At 55.6% G+C, this 14,895-nt stretch carries 12 protein-coding genes; 7 read left to right on the forward strand and 5 right to left on the reverse strand.

Going from position 1 to position 14,895, the window contains the following annotated elements; all coding sequences use genetic code 11:
* Positions 1 to 35 precede the first annotated feature (35 nt).
* The 3 genes from uvrB to JMJ04_RS02680 all read left to right on the forward strand — a co-directional run bounded on the left by uvrB (position 36) and on the right by JMJ04_RS02680 (position 5,560).
* Positions 36 to 2,024: an excinuclease ABC subunit UvrB gene (gene uvrB / locus JMJ04_RS02670; RefSeq protein ID WP_201369019.1), complete on the forward strand. Its 1,989-nt coding sequence runs from the start codon at positions 36 to 38 to the stop codon at positions 2,022 to 2,024.
* Between the two features lie 145 nt (positions 2,025 to 2,169).
* Positions 2,170 to 3,984 carry a serine/threonine protein kinase gene (locus JMJ04_RS02675; RefSeq protein ID WP_201369020.1) on the forward strand — a complete coding sequence of 605 codons (1,815 nt, stop codon included), beginning with the start codon at positions 2,170 to 2,172 and terminating at the stop codon, positions 3,982 to 3,984.
* A gap of 73 nt (positions 3,985 to 4,057) precedes the next feature.
* Positions 4,058 to 5,560: an MFS transporter gene (locus JMJ04_RS02680; RefSeq protein ID WP_201369021.1), complete on the forward strand. Its 1,503-nt coding sequence runs from the start codon at positions 4,058 to 4,060 to the stop codon at positions 5,558 to 5,560.
* Positions 5,561 to 5,613: 53 nt separating this feature from the next.
* On the opposite strand, the gene JMJ04_RS02685 is transcribed toward JMJ04_RS02680, so the two are convergent.
* The 3 genes from JMJ04_RS02685 to JMJ04_RS02695 all read right to left on the reverse strand — a co-directional run bounded on the left by JMJ04_RS02685 (position 5,614) and on the right by JMJ04_RS02695 (position 8,831).
* On the reverse strand, positions 5,614 to 6,843 hold the full coding sequence (locus tag JMJ04_RS02685; protein ID WP_201369022.1) for a cytochrome P450 family protein: 1,230 nt from the start codon (positions 6,841 to 6,843) through the stop codon (positions 5,614 to 5,616).
* Positions 6,844 to 6,863: 20 nt separating this feature from the next.
* Positions 6,864 to 7,499, reverse strand: a complete 636-nt coding sequence (locus JMJ04_RS02690; protein ID WP_201369023.1) for a TetR/AcrR family transcriptional regulator — start codon at positions 7,497 to 7,499, stop codon at positions 6,864 to 6,866.
* A 492-nt stretch (positions 7,500 to 7,991) separates the two neighbouring features.
* Positions 7,992 to 8,831 carry a glycerophosphodiester phosphodiesterase family protein gene (locus tag JMJ04_RS02695; protein WP_201369024.1) on the reverse strand — a complete coding sequence of 280 codons (840 nt, stop codon included), beginning with the start codon at positions 8,829 to 8,831 and terminating at the stop codon, positions 7,992 to 7,994.
* A gap of 177 nt (positions 8,832 to 9,008) precedes the next feature.
* Between JMJ04_RS02695 and JMJ04_RS02700 the strand changes: the two genes are divergently transcribed.
* The 4 genes from JMJ04_RS02700 to JMJ04_RS02715 all read left to right on the forward strand — a co-directional run bounded on the left by JMJ04_RS02700 (position 9,009) and on the right by JMJ04_RS02715 (position 13,515).
* Complete coding sequence (locus JMJ04_RS02700) at positions 9,009 to 10,142, forward strand: homospermidine biosynthesis protein (RefSeq protein WP_201369025.1); 1,134 nt, start codon at positions 9,009 to 9,011, stop codon at positions 10,140 to 10,142.
* Positions 10,143 to 10,479: 337 nt separating this feature from the next.
* Positions 10,480 to 10,920, forward strand: a complete 441-nt coding sequence (locus JMJ04_RS02705) for an S-adenosylmethionine decarboxylase family protein (RefSeq protein WP_201369026.1) — start codon at positions 10,480 to 10,482, stop codon at positions 10,918 to 10,920.
* A gap of 607 nt (positions 10,921 to 11,527) precedes the next feature.
* Positions 11,528 to 12,397, forward strand: a complete 870-nt coding sequence (gene speB, locus JMJ04_RS02710) for an agmatinase (RefSeq protein WP_201369027.1) — start codon at positions 11,528 to 11,530, stop codon at positions 12,395 to 12,397.
* A 140-nt stretch (positions 12,398 to 12,537) separates the two neighbouring features.
* On the forward strand, positions 12,538 to 13,515 hold the full coding sequence (locus JMJ04_RS02715) for a hypothetical protein (protein WP_201369028.1): 978 nt from the start codon (positions 12,538 to 12,540) through the stop codon (positions 13,513 to 13,515).
* Between the two features lie 52 nt (positions 13,516 to 13,567).
* On the opposite strand, the gene JMJ04_RS02720 is transcribed toward JMJ04_RS02715, so the two are convergent.
* Together JMJ04_RS02720 and JMJ04_RS02725 are read right to left on the reverse strand one after the other, a co-directional pair.
* Positions 13,568 to 14,014: a hypothetical protein gene (locus JMJ04_RS02720; protein ID WP_201369029.1), complete on the reverse strand. Its 447-nt coding sequence runs from the start codon at positions 14,012 to 14,014 to the stop codon at positions 13,568 to 13,570.
* A gap of 24 nt (positions 14,015 to 14,038) precedes the next feature.
* Positions 14,039 to 14,644: a hypothetical protein gene (locus JMJ04_RS02725; RefSeq protein WP_201369030.1), complete on the reverse strand. Its 606-nt coding sequence runs from the start codon at positions 14,642 to 14,644 to the stop codon at positions 14,039 to 14,041.
* Positions 14,645 to 14,895 lie beyond the last annotated feature (251 nt).

The raw sequence follows: 14,895 nt of genomic DNA on the forward strand, positions 1-14,895 counted from the left end.
ATTCTACAACATAGATCCAGTGGGGATGCCGCGCTATGCCAGATTTTAAAGTTGAATCACCTTTTGAACCGACCGGTGATCAGCCCCAGGCGATTGCAGAACTTGCCGAGGGCATTCGCAATAATCAGAGATTTCAGACCTTGCTTGGCGTCACTGGCAGCGGTAAAACTTATACCGTGGCCAAGGTGATCGAACAGGTGCAGAAGCCAACCCTCGTGCTCGCACCCAATAAGACACTTGCCGCTCAGCTCTATAGCGAGTATAAAGAGTTCTTCCCCAATAACGCCGTCGAGTATTTCGTCTCCTACTATGACTACTATCAGCCAGAGGCCTATATCGCCCGTACCGATACCTACGTTGAAAAAGAAAGCATGCTCAATGAGGAGATCGAGAAGCTACGCCTCTCCGCCACACGCAGCCTCTTTGAGCGTCGCGACGTCTTGATTGTAGCCTCGGTCTCCTGCATCTATGGCCTGGGCAGCCCCGAGGAATATGGTGAGGTGGTGCTGACCCTCAAGGTAGGTGAGGAGCGCCGCCGCGATAAAATTCTGCGCCACCTGAACTCTATCCAGTATGAGCGCAACGACGCCAACTTCGTACGTGGGCGCTTCCGCGTGCGCGGAGATGTGCTAGAGATCTTCCCGGCCTATGAAGACGTGGCCGTACGCGTGGAGTTCTTTGGCGACGAGATCGAGCGCATGACCGAGATCGATCCCCTGACCGGCGAGGTCCTGGGACAGCGCACGCGCCTCGATATCTATCCCGCCAAGCACTGGGTCACGACCCAGGAGCGCCTCAATAAGTCCATCTCTCTGATTGAAGAGGAGTTGGAGCAGCGCCTGGAGGAACTGGAGTCCGAGGGCAAGCTGCTGGAGCATGCTCGCTTGAAACAGCGCACCAACTTCGATATCGAGATGCTGCGCGAGACCGGCATCTGCTCAGGCGTCGAGAACTACTCACGTCACCTGGCGGGCCGGGCCGCTGGCGAACAGCCCTGGACCCTGCTCGACTACCTGCCCGAGAACTTCCTGCTGGTGGTCGATGAGTCACATATCTCTCTACCCCAGGTGCGCGGCATGTTCGCGGGCGACCGCTCGCGTAAACAGGTCCTGGTCGACTACGGTTTCCGCCTCCCCTCGGCCCTGGATAACCGCCCCCTGACCTTCCCAGAGTTTGAACACAAGCTCAAGCAGGCCATCTTCGTCTCCGCCACACCCGGCCCTTACGAGTATGAGCATAGCCAGGCCATTGTGGAGCAGATCATTCGCCCGACCGGCCTGATCGATCCAGAGATCACCGTTCGCCCCACACGTGGGCAGATCGATGACCTGATCGCCGAGATTCGTATACGCGTCGAGAAGGGGCAGCGCGCCCTGGTCACGACCCTCACCAAGAAGATGGCCGAGGACCTCGCCGACTACATGCAGGAGCTAAGCATCAAGGTCCACTACCTGCACTCTGAGATCGACACCATTGAGCGCGTCGAAATCCTGCGCGACCTGCGCTTGGGCGTCTACGATGTCGTGGTTGGCATCAACCTCCTGCGCGAGGGCCTGGACCTGCCCGAGGTCTCCCTGGTCGCCATCCTGGACGCCGATAAAGAGGGATTCCTGCGCTCAGAGGGCTCGCTTATCCAGACCGTGGGTCGCGCCGCCCGCCACGTCGAGGGCAGCGTCATCATGTACGCCGACAACGTGACACGTTCGATGCAGCGCGCCATCGACGAGACCAACCGCCGCCGCAAGATCCAGGAGGGATATAATGAGCAGCACAACATCACTCCACGCGGCATCAAGAAAGAGGTCAAAACCCTCTCCGAGCGTCTTAAGGCCATGGCTGGTCCCGAGGCAGGGGCCGACGGCAAGACCGCAACCGCCGTCGCAGGCATCCCCAAAGACGAGGCCCTGCGCCTGATCAAAGACCTCGAATCCCAGATGCGCTCAGCCGCCAAGCAGCTCGAATTCGAGAAGGCCGGCCAGCTCCGCGACCAGATTATCGAGATTCGACGTCTCATGCTGGAATAACCAGCGAGTAAACAGTTACAGCCATGGGGGCGAGATCACGCGTGATCTCGCCCCCATGGCTTTTCTCTGCGGCAGAGGTATGTTACACTAAAAAAATCAAATACACCATATATTTCTATTTCTACAGATACACTGAGGACTCCAAATGATCAATCTTGTAGGCCAGCAGTTGGGCAATTATCGTTTGCTGCATCTCCTTGGTCGTGGTGGCTTCGCCGAGGTCTATCTCGGGCAACATATCTGGATCCAGAACAAACAGGCCGCAATAAAGATACTACGTTCCCAGATAGCGGAAGAGTATATCGCCGATTTCCGCCAGGAGGCGGAGCTGATCTCCATGCTGCGCCATCCCCATATTGTCCCCATTCTCGATTACGCCGTCGAGCGGGATACTGCCTACCTGGTGATGGATTACTACCCGGAAGGCACGCTGCGCAGGCGTCATCCCCGTGGCTCATACCTTCCACTTACGGAGATTATCGCCTACGTCAAACAGGCCGCAGAGGCGCTCCAATTCGCCCATAATCACAAGCTTATTCATCGCGATGTCAAACCAGAGAATATGCTTATTGGACGCCAGGGCGAGATCCTGCTCTCCGATTTCGGTATCGCCGCCATGGCCCATCAAACCTCCTCAATGAGTACCCAACAGCCTACGGGAACCGTCCCCTACATGGCTCCTGAACAGATCAAAGGAGCAGCCCGTCCCGCCAGCGATCAATATGCCCTGGCAACTATCGCCTATGAGTGGCTGGCGAGCGAGCGCCCCTTCAGCGGCACGTATCACGAAATATGCGCTCAACACCTGATGGCACCGCCACCACCCTTGCGCGAGAGGGTCAAAAATATTCCTATGGAGGTTGAACAGGTCATCATGCAGGGGCTGGCTAAAGATCCTGCTCAGCGCTTTCCCAGCGTCTTAGATTTCGCGCTGGCTCTTGAAGCAGCCAGCCTCTCTGGTACAGTGGGTTCGCTCTCGACCCTCCCGCGAGACCTCGCACCACCTATGCCGACCTTCTCAGGCTCAACCTCAACCCCGGTTACGCCTCCCGAAGTTAATATCGACCCATCCCACTCATCCTCTATCCAGATACCTGCAAAGAGCACACAGCCAGCGCCGCTATCCACACACATGCCTAAACCCCAGGGCCGCGACCGGCGCAGCCTGCTTCTCGGCATCGCGCTTGTCGCCTGCGCTCTGCTGCTGATCCTTGGCGCGCTCGGCCTCTTTACCTATCAGAACCACAAGCAGCAGATACAAAAAGCGAACGCCACCGCGACCATGACAAATATGGCCGCCCGTACCGCGACCACCAGTACTCAGCAGACGACTACAGCCCAGGCCAATGTCAACGCGACAGCAACCTTCACCTATCTCTCGCCTCCCGAACAGTATAATCAGCTCAAGCGCACGCCGCCGACGCTGAATGATCCCATGCACGACAACTCACAGGGCGGGCGCTGGTATGAAGGGGAACATAGCTTTGGCACTTGCAAGTTCCTCGCGAACGCCTATCATGTGAGTGTCACCGAAGCAGACTATGGCAACTCCTGTGGAGGAGGCACCGACGCCCCTGTCCACGATTTCGCCTTCGAGGTCCAGGCCACCATTATCCAGGGCTATAGCGGCGGGCTATCCTTTGGTTATAACAACCAACAGGGATACCACTTTGTGGTCCGTGTTGATGGCACCTATCGTATCTCGCGCTACTCAAGCGCCCAAAACTATAACTCCACCCTGATCTCTGGTTCCAGTTCCACTATTAAGCAGGGACTCAATCAAACGAATGTCCTGGCAATTCTCGTGCGTGGCAGCGATTTCTCATTTTTCGTCAATGGGCAGTATATTACCCACTGGACCGATACCACCTACACAGCTGGTTACCTGGGCCTCTATGCTGCCTCCGCTCAAAGCCGCACCGAGGTCGCCTATGGCAACGCCCGCATCTGGAAACTATAATTGCGCGATATGGACCGAACGTATGATTGCAATCATCAAATTTAAACCGCTATCCTAGAAAGGGGAGCATGGCATGGAGACCGTACAGCAAGCTGAAGACGATGCTCAAGATGGAGCAGCATCTCACCTGCCACGTCTGCGCTGGACGCGCATTCTAGCCATCAGCGTCTTTGCGCTGGCCTTAAACTTCCAGTGGGCCGCGCTCGGCACGATTATTCTGCCCAGCCAGGTCTTTAAAATGGTTGGTGACCTTGATAAAGGCACCGCCCTGGCTTTTGTCCTTATCCCAGGGGCCTTCGTCTCCCTCTTCTCTAATCCCTTGTTTGGCTGGTTAAGTGACCGCACGCAGGGACGGCTCGCCATCTGGGGTCGCCGCCGCCCATATATCCTGCTGGGTACCCTGGCGAGCGTGTTCTGCCTGGGCTGGATGGCCACGGCCCCCAATGTCCTCACCCTCGCCATAGCCTACGCCCTCACACAGTTGGTCAGCAATGCCGCGCAGGCCCCGTTTCACGCCCTGCTGCCAGATATCGTGCCTCCTGAACAGCGAGGCCTTACTTCGGGCGTCATCAGCCTGATGCTCATTTTTGGCAATATTGGGGGCGTCCTGGTGGCAGGTAACCTCATCAACTCATCCCTGCCCCTGGCAAGCTACACCCAGGGCCTCTGGCTGACCTACGGCCTGATCATCGCCGTCTTGCTTGTTTTTATGCTAATCACGCTCATCTTCGTCCGCGAACTGCCAGTCTCGGCACGGAGCGCGGAGGCGGGACAAGCGACAACCGTCATGGCACGTAGGCCCTGGTATACCCTGCCAGCCGTGAGAACGCTGGCTGCCTCGCTCGTGGTAGCACTCCTGGCCTGGGGTCTTATGACCCTCTGGAATGCCTGGCGCATCGCGGGCCTTGAGATCAGTAGCAACTTTGAGCAGGTCATTATCGAGGTCATCATCACGGTTGGCATCCTGCGCCTCTTCGACTTTCGACCGCGCCGCGATCCTGACTTCGCCTGGGTGCTTGCCACGCGCCTGATCATGATGCTGGGAATCTACACCATTCAATCCTTCTTGCAGTACTACATGCGCGACGTGGTCCATGCCCCACACCCCGAGCAGCAGACGACCACCTTCTTGATTATCGTCTCGCTCACCAGCCTGCTCAGCGCCTTCGCCGCCGGCTGGATCTCGGACTACCTGGGGCGCAAGCGCGTGATCTACATCTCGGGCGCACTCATGGCGGTCGTGGGCGTGGTCTTTGTCGTTACCCAATCGCTGCCTCTCGTTATCGCCGCCGGGGCCATCTTTGGCCTGGGCTATGGTGCCTACCAAAGTGTGGACTGGGCACTCGTCGCGGACACCCTGCCATCGAAGAAGAATCATGCCCGCGACATGGGCGTCTGGAACGTCGCGCTCTCGCTCTCACAGGTCATCGCCCCCGTCCTGGGCGGCCCCCTGCTGGATAGCTTCGCCCGCGCCGGACAGCCAGTCCTGGGTTACCAGGTCATCTTCGGTATGTCGATCATCTACTGCATCGTGGGCACCATCACCGTCCGCTTCATTCGCGGCGTGAAGGGGTAAATATGGATTGATTGTGGTGATGTGCAAAGCACATCACCACAATCAATCCATATTTAGAAATTTACTGGCAGACTAGTGAGACCCCGCAAGATGGGGCTGGGATTCCACATGAGCTGTTCAGGCTCGCAGGCCAGGCGCAGATTGGGCAGGCGTTGCAGTAGGGTGCTAATGGCGATCTGCCCCTCCAGGCGTGCCAGCGGCGCCCCCAGGCAATAGTGAATACCCTTGCCAAAGGCCAGATGTTGGTTCTCCCGACGCGTAATATCCAGTACTTGTGGATCAGTGAACTGGTGCTGATCAATATCAGCGGCCACCAGAGAGACAAACACCATCTCGCCTTTGCGTATGACCTGGCCATGCATCACAATATCCTCGCTCGCCCAGCGAGGGGTAGAGAGCGTCACCGGAGCCGTGTAGCGCAAGAGTTCCTCAATAGCTGATGGTAGCAAAGATGAGTTCTGGCGCAGCAACTCCATCTGCCCTGGATGCAGCAATAACGCCAGCATACCATTGCCAATCAGATTCACCGTCGTCTCATGTCCCGCAACGATAAGCAGAAAAATTGTTGAAATCAGCTCATTCTCGTGGAGCCGATCTCCCCCCTCCTCAGCCTCAACTAAGGCGCTCGTCAGGTCATCAGCAGGATGAGCGCGCTTAGCTACCAGGAAGGCCTTGATGTATTGGACAAATGCCTCCAGGGCGGCCAGCGCCTCCTGCGGTTGAGATCCCACGGAGTTCGCTATGATCGTTTGCGACCAGGCACGAAACTGTAAACGATCCTCGACAGGAATCCCCAGCATCTCTGAAATGACCGTGATAGGCAGAGGAAAGGCAAAATCGGCAATGAGGTCCATTCTTCCTGACCTCTGTACAGCCTCCAATAGCTCGTCCGCGATCTGCTGAATGCGTGGGCGCAGTTGCTCAATCATGCGTGGCGTGAAGGCCCTGGAGACCAGGCCGCGCAGGCGCGTATGATCAGGTGGATCAACGGTGAGCATATCGCGCCGAAAGGCGAGGAAGCGCTTAAAAATGTCCTCTCTCTCATCGCTGGATGTCTGCTCATGTTCTGCTTGCCCGAATTTCAATGTGTCTTTGACGAAGCGTGGATCTTTGAGAACGGCCACGGCATCCTCGTACGTCGTTGTCATCCAGGCGCCTGTACCAAAACCAAAGGGTGCCATGAGAGGAAGAAGCGGCCCCTGCTCGCGCAAGTGCGCAGCAAAGGCGACCGGGTCACGCTTTGTCTCCTGTCCCAGGAGATCAGCGAATGATATTTGTTTCATCCTGTTGTATGTCCTTTCGTTCATTTTCCTGGCTGCGAAGACCGCGCCCCAATTCCACTCAGGAGCGCATCTACAGCCATTTCTGGCTCAAAAACGGTCTGTGTATTAGGAAAGAGCAGTTCGGTAAAGAGGTTGCCATATGCCAGAGAAATGACAATCTGATAGAGGATAAACGTCGCATCCATATCCTGGCGCAGTTCACCACGCTCCTGGGCGCGTTCGACAACCTGGCGAAACTGCTGCAAACGCGGAGTCGCCAGTTTGTCATAAAAGGCCTGGTAGATCTCTGGTCTTGACTTGATCTCGGCAATCAATTTGGTAAGCAACTTGCCCATCAAGGCATTGCGCTTAAAAAGTTCGTGTGCTTCCTTCGCAATATAGAGCAGGTCATCGCGAATATTCCCTGTGTCGGGCAGAGGATGCTCGCCGCGAAACAGGTCCAGCGCCTCCTTGATCACATCCTCTTTTGAGGACCAGCGACGGTAGATGGTGGTCTTGCCCACTCCGGCCCGCTCAGCAATCGCCTCGATACTCAAGCCCTGAAGGCCCTCCTCGGCGAATATTTCGAGCGTTGCCTCCAAAATGGCCTGGTGGGACTGGACGCTACGCGGACGCCCAGCCTTACGCACCGCCAGCCCAGGTTCAGCTTCATTCATCTACGTCGCTCTCCTCTCTCCCTTTTTTAACGCTTTACAAATTCAAATACGATACGGTAACGTATCTATTAAAGGGAGTATACCATTACAAATTACAAAACGCAACGGTAGCGTATCATTATGGCGCGATTCGTTTTTTACGACCTCACAGACCCTGCATTTATGATATTGCTGGAAAATTTTATCAGGTTGTTCGAACAAGCCTCCCCGAAAGGCGTCATAAATTCGGTAGGGACCCGGTTTACCGCGTCCAAATGCCATGAATGGCATGTCGGCGCAGCCGAAACCGTTTGTGAGCCGATGTGATGTAATGCGACATCATACAATGCAGCCATATGGGCTGCGCCTGCAGGCGATCAATCGCCTTCGGACGCGGTAAACCGGGTCCCTACCATATTGGGAAGCCGCTTCGCGGCGTGGGCAGCCTTCCAAGCGCAGCAAATTGTCCGAACATAATTTACCAGCAAAATTATTGATGGCACGCCGATTCATCTACCTCAGGCCCATCTCGATCAGCAGTTCGAGCATCAGGTCGGGGCGGTTGGTGAAGAGGCCGTCAGCTCCTAGCTCGATAAGTTGGCGCATCAAGGGCTTGTCATCAATCGTCCAGTAGTAGAGGTCCATGCCCCGGCGGTGCGCGCCCCGGATCAGGGCTAAGTCTTTCAGATTGACGTTACTATGGGCATCGGGCATAGCCAGCAACGTCGATTGGCGACGATAGAACCAGGGCAGGCGCGCCTTATGGGCGAGGACAAAGCTGGCCACCTCAGGCTGGCCCGCGCCGGTCGCCACCTGGCCCCCACTCAGCTTTTGGAAGCGCGTCACGATCTCCTGCTTAAAGGAAGAGACGATCACGCGCCTCTCCATGCCATACTTTTGGATCAGCGCCCAGAGCTTCTCCTCAATCTGGGAGGGGCCACCTTTGGGATAGGTATCTTTCACCTCAAAGTGCAGGTAATACTTCGCGGCATACCTGCTGAAGATCTCCTCCAGAGCCGGAATGTAGACCCCCTGGCCGCGATAGTTATAGCGCCCCTCCAGGTCACGGAAATGGTAGCCCGCGTCCAGCTTTTGCAACTCGGCCAGGGTATAGGCGTCCACACGCCCACTCCCATTGGTGGTGCGATCTACGGTTGCATCGTGGATGCCAACGATATGCCCATCCTTGGTCATATGGATATCGATATCCAGAAAATCGACGCAGCCAATGGCATCGGCCACATCGAAGGCCGCCAGCGTATTGGTCGGCGCCAGCAGCTCGCCCCCCTGGTGCGCAAAAATATACGGCTTCTTCAGCTCAGGAAAGAGGTTTGACATATTCTGTATTCCCATAATCTTTTCTTTCGCATACGTTAATTGATTAAATAATGTGGGCCGGTGGGCAGGCTGCGCCCACCAGTCCACATTATATAACCTCTTGCCAGGAGTATTGTTCTGTCATATCCTATAGGGCATTGGCATCACGCCTCCCAATGTTTTATATTCCCATTCCCGGAAAGGACTTTTTCGATGTCGCATCATGACTCTCACCATACAGAGGAAGAGCAGCACCAGCAGCACCAGCCGACACAACAGGAGTATTTAAGCGGGCAGCGCATCCTGCCCAACCGCGTCCGGCCCAATATGACGATCACCGAGTTGATGGACGAGCAGTTCCAGGCCTATAACTCCGCGCGCCTGCATGAGGCGTCGCGTCTCTTCGTGGAGAAGATGCTCAATCCCGAGCAGAATACGACCGTGGGCCTGACCATGGCGGGCGCGCTAACACCTGCTGGTCTGGGTGGCTGCCTGATTACACTGATGGAGTGTGGCTTCATCGACTTTATCGTGAGCACGGGCGCCAACCTCTACCATGATATGCACCACGCCCTGGCCCTCTCGCTGCATCGCGGCGACTTCCGTCTCGACGATACCAAGCTCCAGGAAGAGCATGTCGTGCGTATTTACGATATTCTCTTTGAGGATCGTGTGCTGCTGGATACCGACGCCTTTGTGCGCGAGGCCCTCAATAGCCTGCCCAATCGCCCCATCGCGACCTCTGAGCTGCACCACCACCTGGGCACTCAACTCCTTAAAGCAGGCGTCAACCCGGAGTACTCGGTGCTGGCCCAGGCCGCGGCCTGGAATGTGCCGATTTACACCTCTTCGCCTGGCGACTCCTCGATAGGTATGAACGTGGCGCGTAACGCCCTGGAGGGCAGCAAGCTCACCCTCGATCCCCTGGCCGATGTCAACGAGACGACCGCCATCGTGCACCATGCCGACCAGAACGGCGTCATCATCCTGGGTGGCGGTAGCCCCAAGAACTTCTACCTGCAAACCCAGCCTCAGCTCTGGGAGGTCCTGGGCATCCAGAAGGGTGGTCACGACTACTTTATTCAGATTACCGCCGACGCGCCACACTGGGGCGGTCTCTCGGGCGCGACCCCCTCTGAGGCTGTCTCCTGGGGTAAGATTAAGCCTGATCAACTCAATGATACCGCTGTGGTGTATGGCGATTCTACCATCGCACTCCCCCTGCTCACCGCCTATGCCGTCAGCAAGGCCCAGCCGCGCCCGCGCAAGGAGCTGTACGCAAAACGCGAAGCACTGCTAACAGAACTCAAAGATGCGTTTGAGGCCCATAAGCAGTTTCGACCGTAGAATAGACTCGATCTAATCACAAGTCTGGTTTCTCATTAGATGGAGACCCACCTGGCAATTAGGTAGACAAGGAAGCAAACAGCCAGGTGGGTCTCTACTGGTGTTTAGGTGGAGTGCGACTGGTGTTTAGATGGACCTTTGCTGGTGTTTAGGTGGAAGAAAGCTTGTTATTAGATACAATTTCGTCCTATTTTCTTTGCATTTTCTTGACAACCTAATATATAATATCACTCGTGCGTAAAATTTGAAGAAGCGATGCGCACCCGAAGTCTCGGCAATCGTGGCTCCTTATAATTCGGAGGGACACGCCACGCTTTTAACCCGGAGGAAGTAAACGATGCTTGTACATTTGATGTTGGAACTCTACAACTGCGCCCCCGAAACCCTCAATAGCGAGCCCCTGCTGCGTCGCGTTCTCGATCAGTATCCTGATCGCGTAGGCATGGAAAAAGTCAGCCCAGTTCACCTGTATGATATTGAAACATCTAACCCACTAGATGCTGGTATGTCTGGTTTCGTGGTCATCGCTCAGAGCCACATCAGCCTGCATGCCTGGCCCGAGTATGGCGAAGTAGACATCGACATCTGCTCCTGCAAAGAGTTCAGCCAGGAAGATGCCATCGCCTTCGCCAAAGAAGTTTTCAAAACCAACGACGTTGAGTCCCATTTCATCGTGCGCGCAACCCGTTCCCTACGCCCCGACGAGCCAGATCCAAAGCGCCTTGAGGCCGCCATGGAAGCTCGCCGCGCCAAGAAGGCCGCCGCGGAGGTGCGCTAAAGGCAACAAGCGCAAGGCGAAGAGTATCCCTTCGGGTTTCCTCTGCCGCCTCAAATTCTACTGAGAATAGAGAGTAAGGTGCAGTTACATCGTAGTTACAGCGTTCTTACTCTCTATTTTATTTATCGAATTTCTCTCCAAAGGTCTTCTATAGTATTCATTACCTCCTCTACATGCCACTCCCCCTTGACAACCAGCGCCCGTCTGCTACCATATGCACGTAATAGAGAACGCTGCGCTCATTTTTATTGCCTGTGGTGAGCCTCAAAGGTCACCGTTTTCTCTACATGAAGCATAATTACATCAGAGCTACGGCTCTCCTCGCCACCTGGCGGTGGCTCACAGGGGTTAGGGGATGTTGTGGGTGCGGCGAATGCCACTCTCACAACATCCCCTAACCCCTGCGAAGCGCCGTAGGCGCAGAGAAAGGTCCTCACCAGGCTCGACTGCTCTGTCAACATTGATTGGAAAGGCGGGGAGTGCAGAGGGGCGTCAGCCCCTCTGCGTCTAAATCCCCTCCCGCCGTAGGCGGCTTAAAACCTTTCCAATGAAGATTGACAGAGTACTACCTGGTGAATTACAGAAAAAAATAAAAGGATAGAGATACATGGAATATTCTTCCATTAGCCAGTTTGGTGCCCCTGATGCCCCCCACTGCAATCCAGAGACGGCGCAGGTCACTATTATTCCCGCGCCGCTAGAATATAGTGTCTGTTATATGAAAGGGACCGAGCATGGTCCCCAGGCCATTCTCGATGCCTCCAGCCAGATGGAGCTGTACGACGAAGAGCTCGACTGCTGCCCCATCGAGATCGGCGTCTATACCCGCCCCGTCCTCGACTATAGGGGCATGGACCACGCCGAGGCCCTCAAGGCAACCGGGCAGGCCGTCCGTGAGACCCTGGAGAAGGGCCAGCTCCCCCTCATCCTGGGTGGCGAGCACTCGCTCTCCGCACCCTGCATCACAGCCGTTCAGGAGAAGTATCCCGACCTGACGGTGGTACATATCGACGCCCACGGTGACTTGCGCGACGAGTACGAGGGCACCCCACTCTCACACGCCAGCATCGAGCGCCGCGTGGTGGATATGGGCATCCCCCTGCTGGAGATCGGCATTCGCAGCTTCAGTCCGGAGGAGGCCGAGTTCCTCAAGTCCGGCCCTAACGTCGCTGTGGTCTGGGCCTACCAGATCGCCAGGGGCATCGCACAGATTCCCTGGGAGCGCCTGGGCAAGCATGTCTATCTGACCATCGACCTCGACGCCATCGATCCCAGCGAGATGCCCGCTGTTGGCACGCCCGAGCCGGGTGGCCTCTCCTGGTACCAGGTCCTCGACCTCGTGCGCGAGATCTGCCAGCGCAGCACGGTCGTCGGCATGGACGTCGTCGAACTCTGCCCCATGGATGGGCAGACCCGCGCCGACTTCCTGGCCGCCAAGCTCGTCTACAAAATGATCGGCTACCGCTTCAACCAATAATCCTGTATAGAATGGGAATGCGAATGGACAGGTCCGCTGGCCCTGTCCATTCGCATTCCCATTCTACTAGTGACAAGCTTCCAGGCGTTCGGCTACAATACAAAGAGCATGTTGAAATTATTTTATGGAGATTGCACCCTATGCGTCAGCTTGCCCGCAAGGTCACATCCACGCTGCCCAAATCACGCCATCGTTGCTCTCTCATCACGCTGAGCAGCCTCTGCCTCCTGCTCCTCGCACTCGGCCTGGTGGCCTGCGATTCAGGGACCGCGAAGCAGAAACAGATCAAGACAATTCAGCAGGCGAAGGCAAATAAACAGGTCACCTATAGCGCCGATCCCCAGGACGTGGTTATCCGCACGCTCTATGGCGGAGGACTCAAAGGCTCGCTCTCGCTCAGTCCGGTGCTCAGCATCTATGGCGATGGCACCTACATCCTGGGAACTGAGCGCACAGGCAAGCTCGCCTCCGACGCCCTGCAACAGCTCCTCGACGCACTCGTCAACACCTACGATCTCCCCGATTTCAGCCAGAAGCAGTTTATCGACATTCAGGACCTCAACGCCACCTACCTGCAACTCGCGCTCAACAACCAGCAGACAGAGTTTGCATATGGGAGCTTTGGCCACTACCAAACCAAAGCCCAGGAGCTTGACGAGTATACCCGCCTGGGCAAAGCCCTGACCGCCATCAATAACACCGTCAACGCGACGAGCAGCCAGTCCTACAAGGCCTCGACCTACGCCCTCCTGGCGCGCAGGACCTTCAGCGCCGATCCCCAGCGCGACTACCCCTTCTGGCCCCTAAGCGACTACACGCTGGAGCAGGCCGCCACCTATGAGTGTGGTAGCATTCCTCCCAATGAGAACACACCCAACCTGGAGACCCCTTGCCTCAAGTTCACCATCCCCAGCCACGCCCTCCTGCTCAACCACGGACAATACCAGAGTCTCAAAGCCAGCCTGAACGGCAATAGCGGTACCATGAGCGAGGCTGGACTCTACTACACCCTCGCCCTGCGCCCCCTGCTCCCCGACGAGGCACAGACAAAAGCGCTCGCCATGTTCGGCAGCCAACAAACCCAATTCACGCCCGTCCCCCTGGCCTCTACCCCCTAGCCCGCTACTGGCGTACGCGGCTACTTGGGGGTGGCGCCTATAATAATTTCCTCTACTTCATCGCTTGTTCCAGCGCCGCCAGTTGCTTCTGCTCTCTGGCGGTGAGGCGATTGGCAAAAATGGTAAAGGTAAAAGAGCCTGTTGCAACCAAAACAGTGTTAATAAGCATTAGCGTCTGAACATGCTTGCCAATAAAGGTGCTGACTGGATCGGCAGACCAGCTCCAAATATAAGCCAGCTTCAGTAAACAGACAATCAACATCACAACGAAAGGAATGAGCATAAAATATGAAGAGAAACGCCTGGTTGTGTCCTTAGTTTGTGCCTTTGGCATCCTCGTGATCTGGTACCCTAGCAAAGGAGGCAGAAGCAGCCAGAAACAGGCACACAGCACGATCCAGAACACCTCCGCCGGGGAGCCAACAACTATCATGGAGAATATAACTAAAACGTCCAGCAGAATACCAGCTAGCACGTTAATAACAACCGCCAACTGCATCTTTCGCCTGATTGTTTGGCGCAACTATTGCTCATCTGGCGAACCTGCGGGGTCTGCATTAAACAACTGCGGCACATAGTTGCGGATCGCCATACCCAAGTCGCTCACCTCCCAGTTACGGCGCGGCAGCGTATATATCAGCGGCACAAAGACTCGCAAATCATTTCTTTCGCCTGCCCACCGGCTAAGTTTGATCGTAGCCACACCACACTGCCTCCCATCTTCAATTCTTCCCTTGGGCGCTGACTCCTTCAGAATCAATGAAGGAGGGTTATAAGCGCCCAGAGGCCTTGGAGCGATACACACAATATTGCTCCAGGGTGTATAGATGCTATAACCAAAGGTATGGAACTGAATGCCATCAGAGGTAACCACGTGGCGCGTGCTCCTCCATACAAACCATGAAAGCATATAAGTAAGCAAACAACCAGCAATCATTCCCCCTAGAAAAATAGTCACAAGGGAATTGGGCGGGGAAAAAATACTTTCCCTACTCGCCAGAATAGTAATGAGTATAATCAACAAGGGAAGCAAGCAGATTATCCCAAATACACACACTGGAAATAACAGAAAAAATAGCTTCCAGCCTGGCGTCAGGCGAAAGTTTTGCTGCGAGGGATCGGCATACATATCTTCGGTCGCTCCTAAAATACAATATCTTCTATATTACAGAAACGAACGAAGATCGCGCCACTCAAAACCGCCAGAAGCATAATGCAGTCCCTGGGAATACATAGTGCTTCCGGGTGTGTTTATGTTACTGAATAGTCGGCCGAAGAGAAATATGGTATACTATAGGCAGACGCGCCCCCCTACATAGAAGCATCGGACCCTACACGCTCTTTATGCGCGTCAAAGGATTTTTTCGAGGTTGGTGTGGC

The sequence above is a fragment of the Ktedonobacter robiniae genome, from assembly GCF_016587375.1.
Taxonomy (GTDB): domain Bacteria; phylum Chloroflexota; class Ktedonobacteria; order Ktedonobacterales; family Ktedonobacteraceae; genus Ktedonobacter; species Ktedonobacter robiniae.

Bases quoted from the DNA above. Each gene is read 5' to 3' on its own strand.
- speB (WP_201369027.1), top strand. From the start codon at position 11,528: ATGGAATATTCTTCCATTAGCCAGTTTGGTGCCCCTGATGCCCCCCAC.
- JMJ04_RS02675 (WP_201369020.1), top strand. From the start codon at position 2,170: ATGATCAATCTTGTAGGCCAGCAGTTGGGCAATTATCGTTTGCTGCAT.
- JMJ04_RS02715 (WP_201369028.1), top strand. From the start codon at position 12,538: ATGCGTCAGCTTGCCCGCAAGGTCACATCCACGCTGCCCAAATCACGC.
- JMJ04_RS02720 (WP_201369029.1), bottom strand. From the start codon at position 14,014: ATGCAGTTGGCGGTTGTTATTAACGTGCTAGCTGGTATTCTGCTGGAC.
- JMJ04_RS02695 (WP_201369024.1), bottom strand. From the start codon at position 8,831: ATGGGAATACAGAATATGTCAAACCTCTTTCCTGAGCTGAAGAAGCCG.
- JMJ04_RS02705 (WP_201369026.1), top strand. From the start codon at position 10,480: ATGCTTGTACATTTGATGTTGGAACTCTACAACTGCGCCCCCGAAACC.
- JMJ04_RS02690 (WP_201369023.1), bottom strand. From the start codon at position 7,499: ATGAATGAAGCTGAACCTGGGCTGGCGGTGCGTAAGGCTGGGCGTCCG.
- JMJ04_RS02725 (WP_201369030.1), bottom strand. From the start codon at position 14,644: ATGTATGCCGATCCCTCGCAGCAAAACTTTCGCCTGACGCCAGGCTGG.
- JMJ04_RS02680 (WP_201369021.1), top strand. From the start codon at position 4,058: ATGGAGACCGTACAGCAAGCTGAAGACGATGCTCAAGATGGAGCAGCA.
- JMJ04_RS02700 (WP_201369025.1), top strand. From the start codon at position 9,009: ATGTCGCATCATGACTCTCACCATACAGAGGAAGAGCAGCACCAGCAG.
- uvrB (WP_201369019.1), top strand. From the start codon at position 36: ATGCCAGATTTTAAAGTTGAATCACCTTTTGAACCGACCGGTGATCAG.
- JMJ04_RS02685 (WP_201369022.1), bottom strand. From the start codon at position 6,843: ATGAAACAAATATCATTCGCTGATCTCCTGGGACAGGAGACAAAGCGT.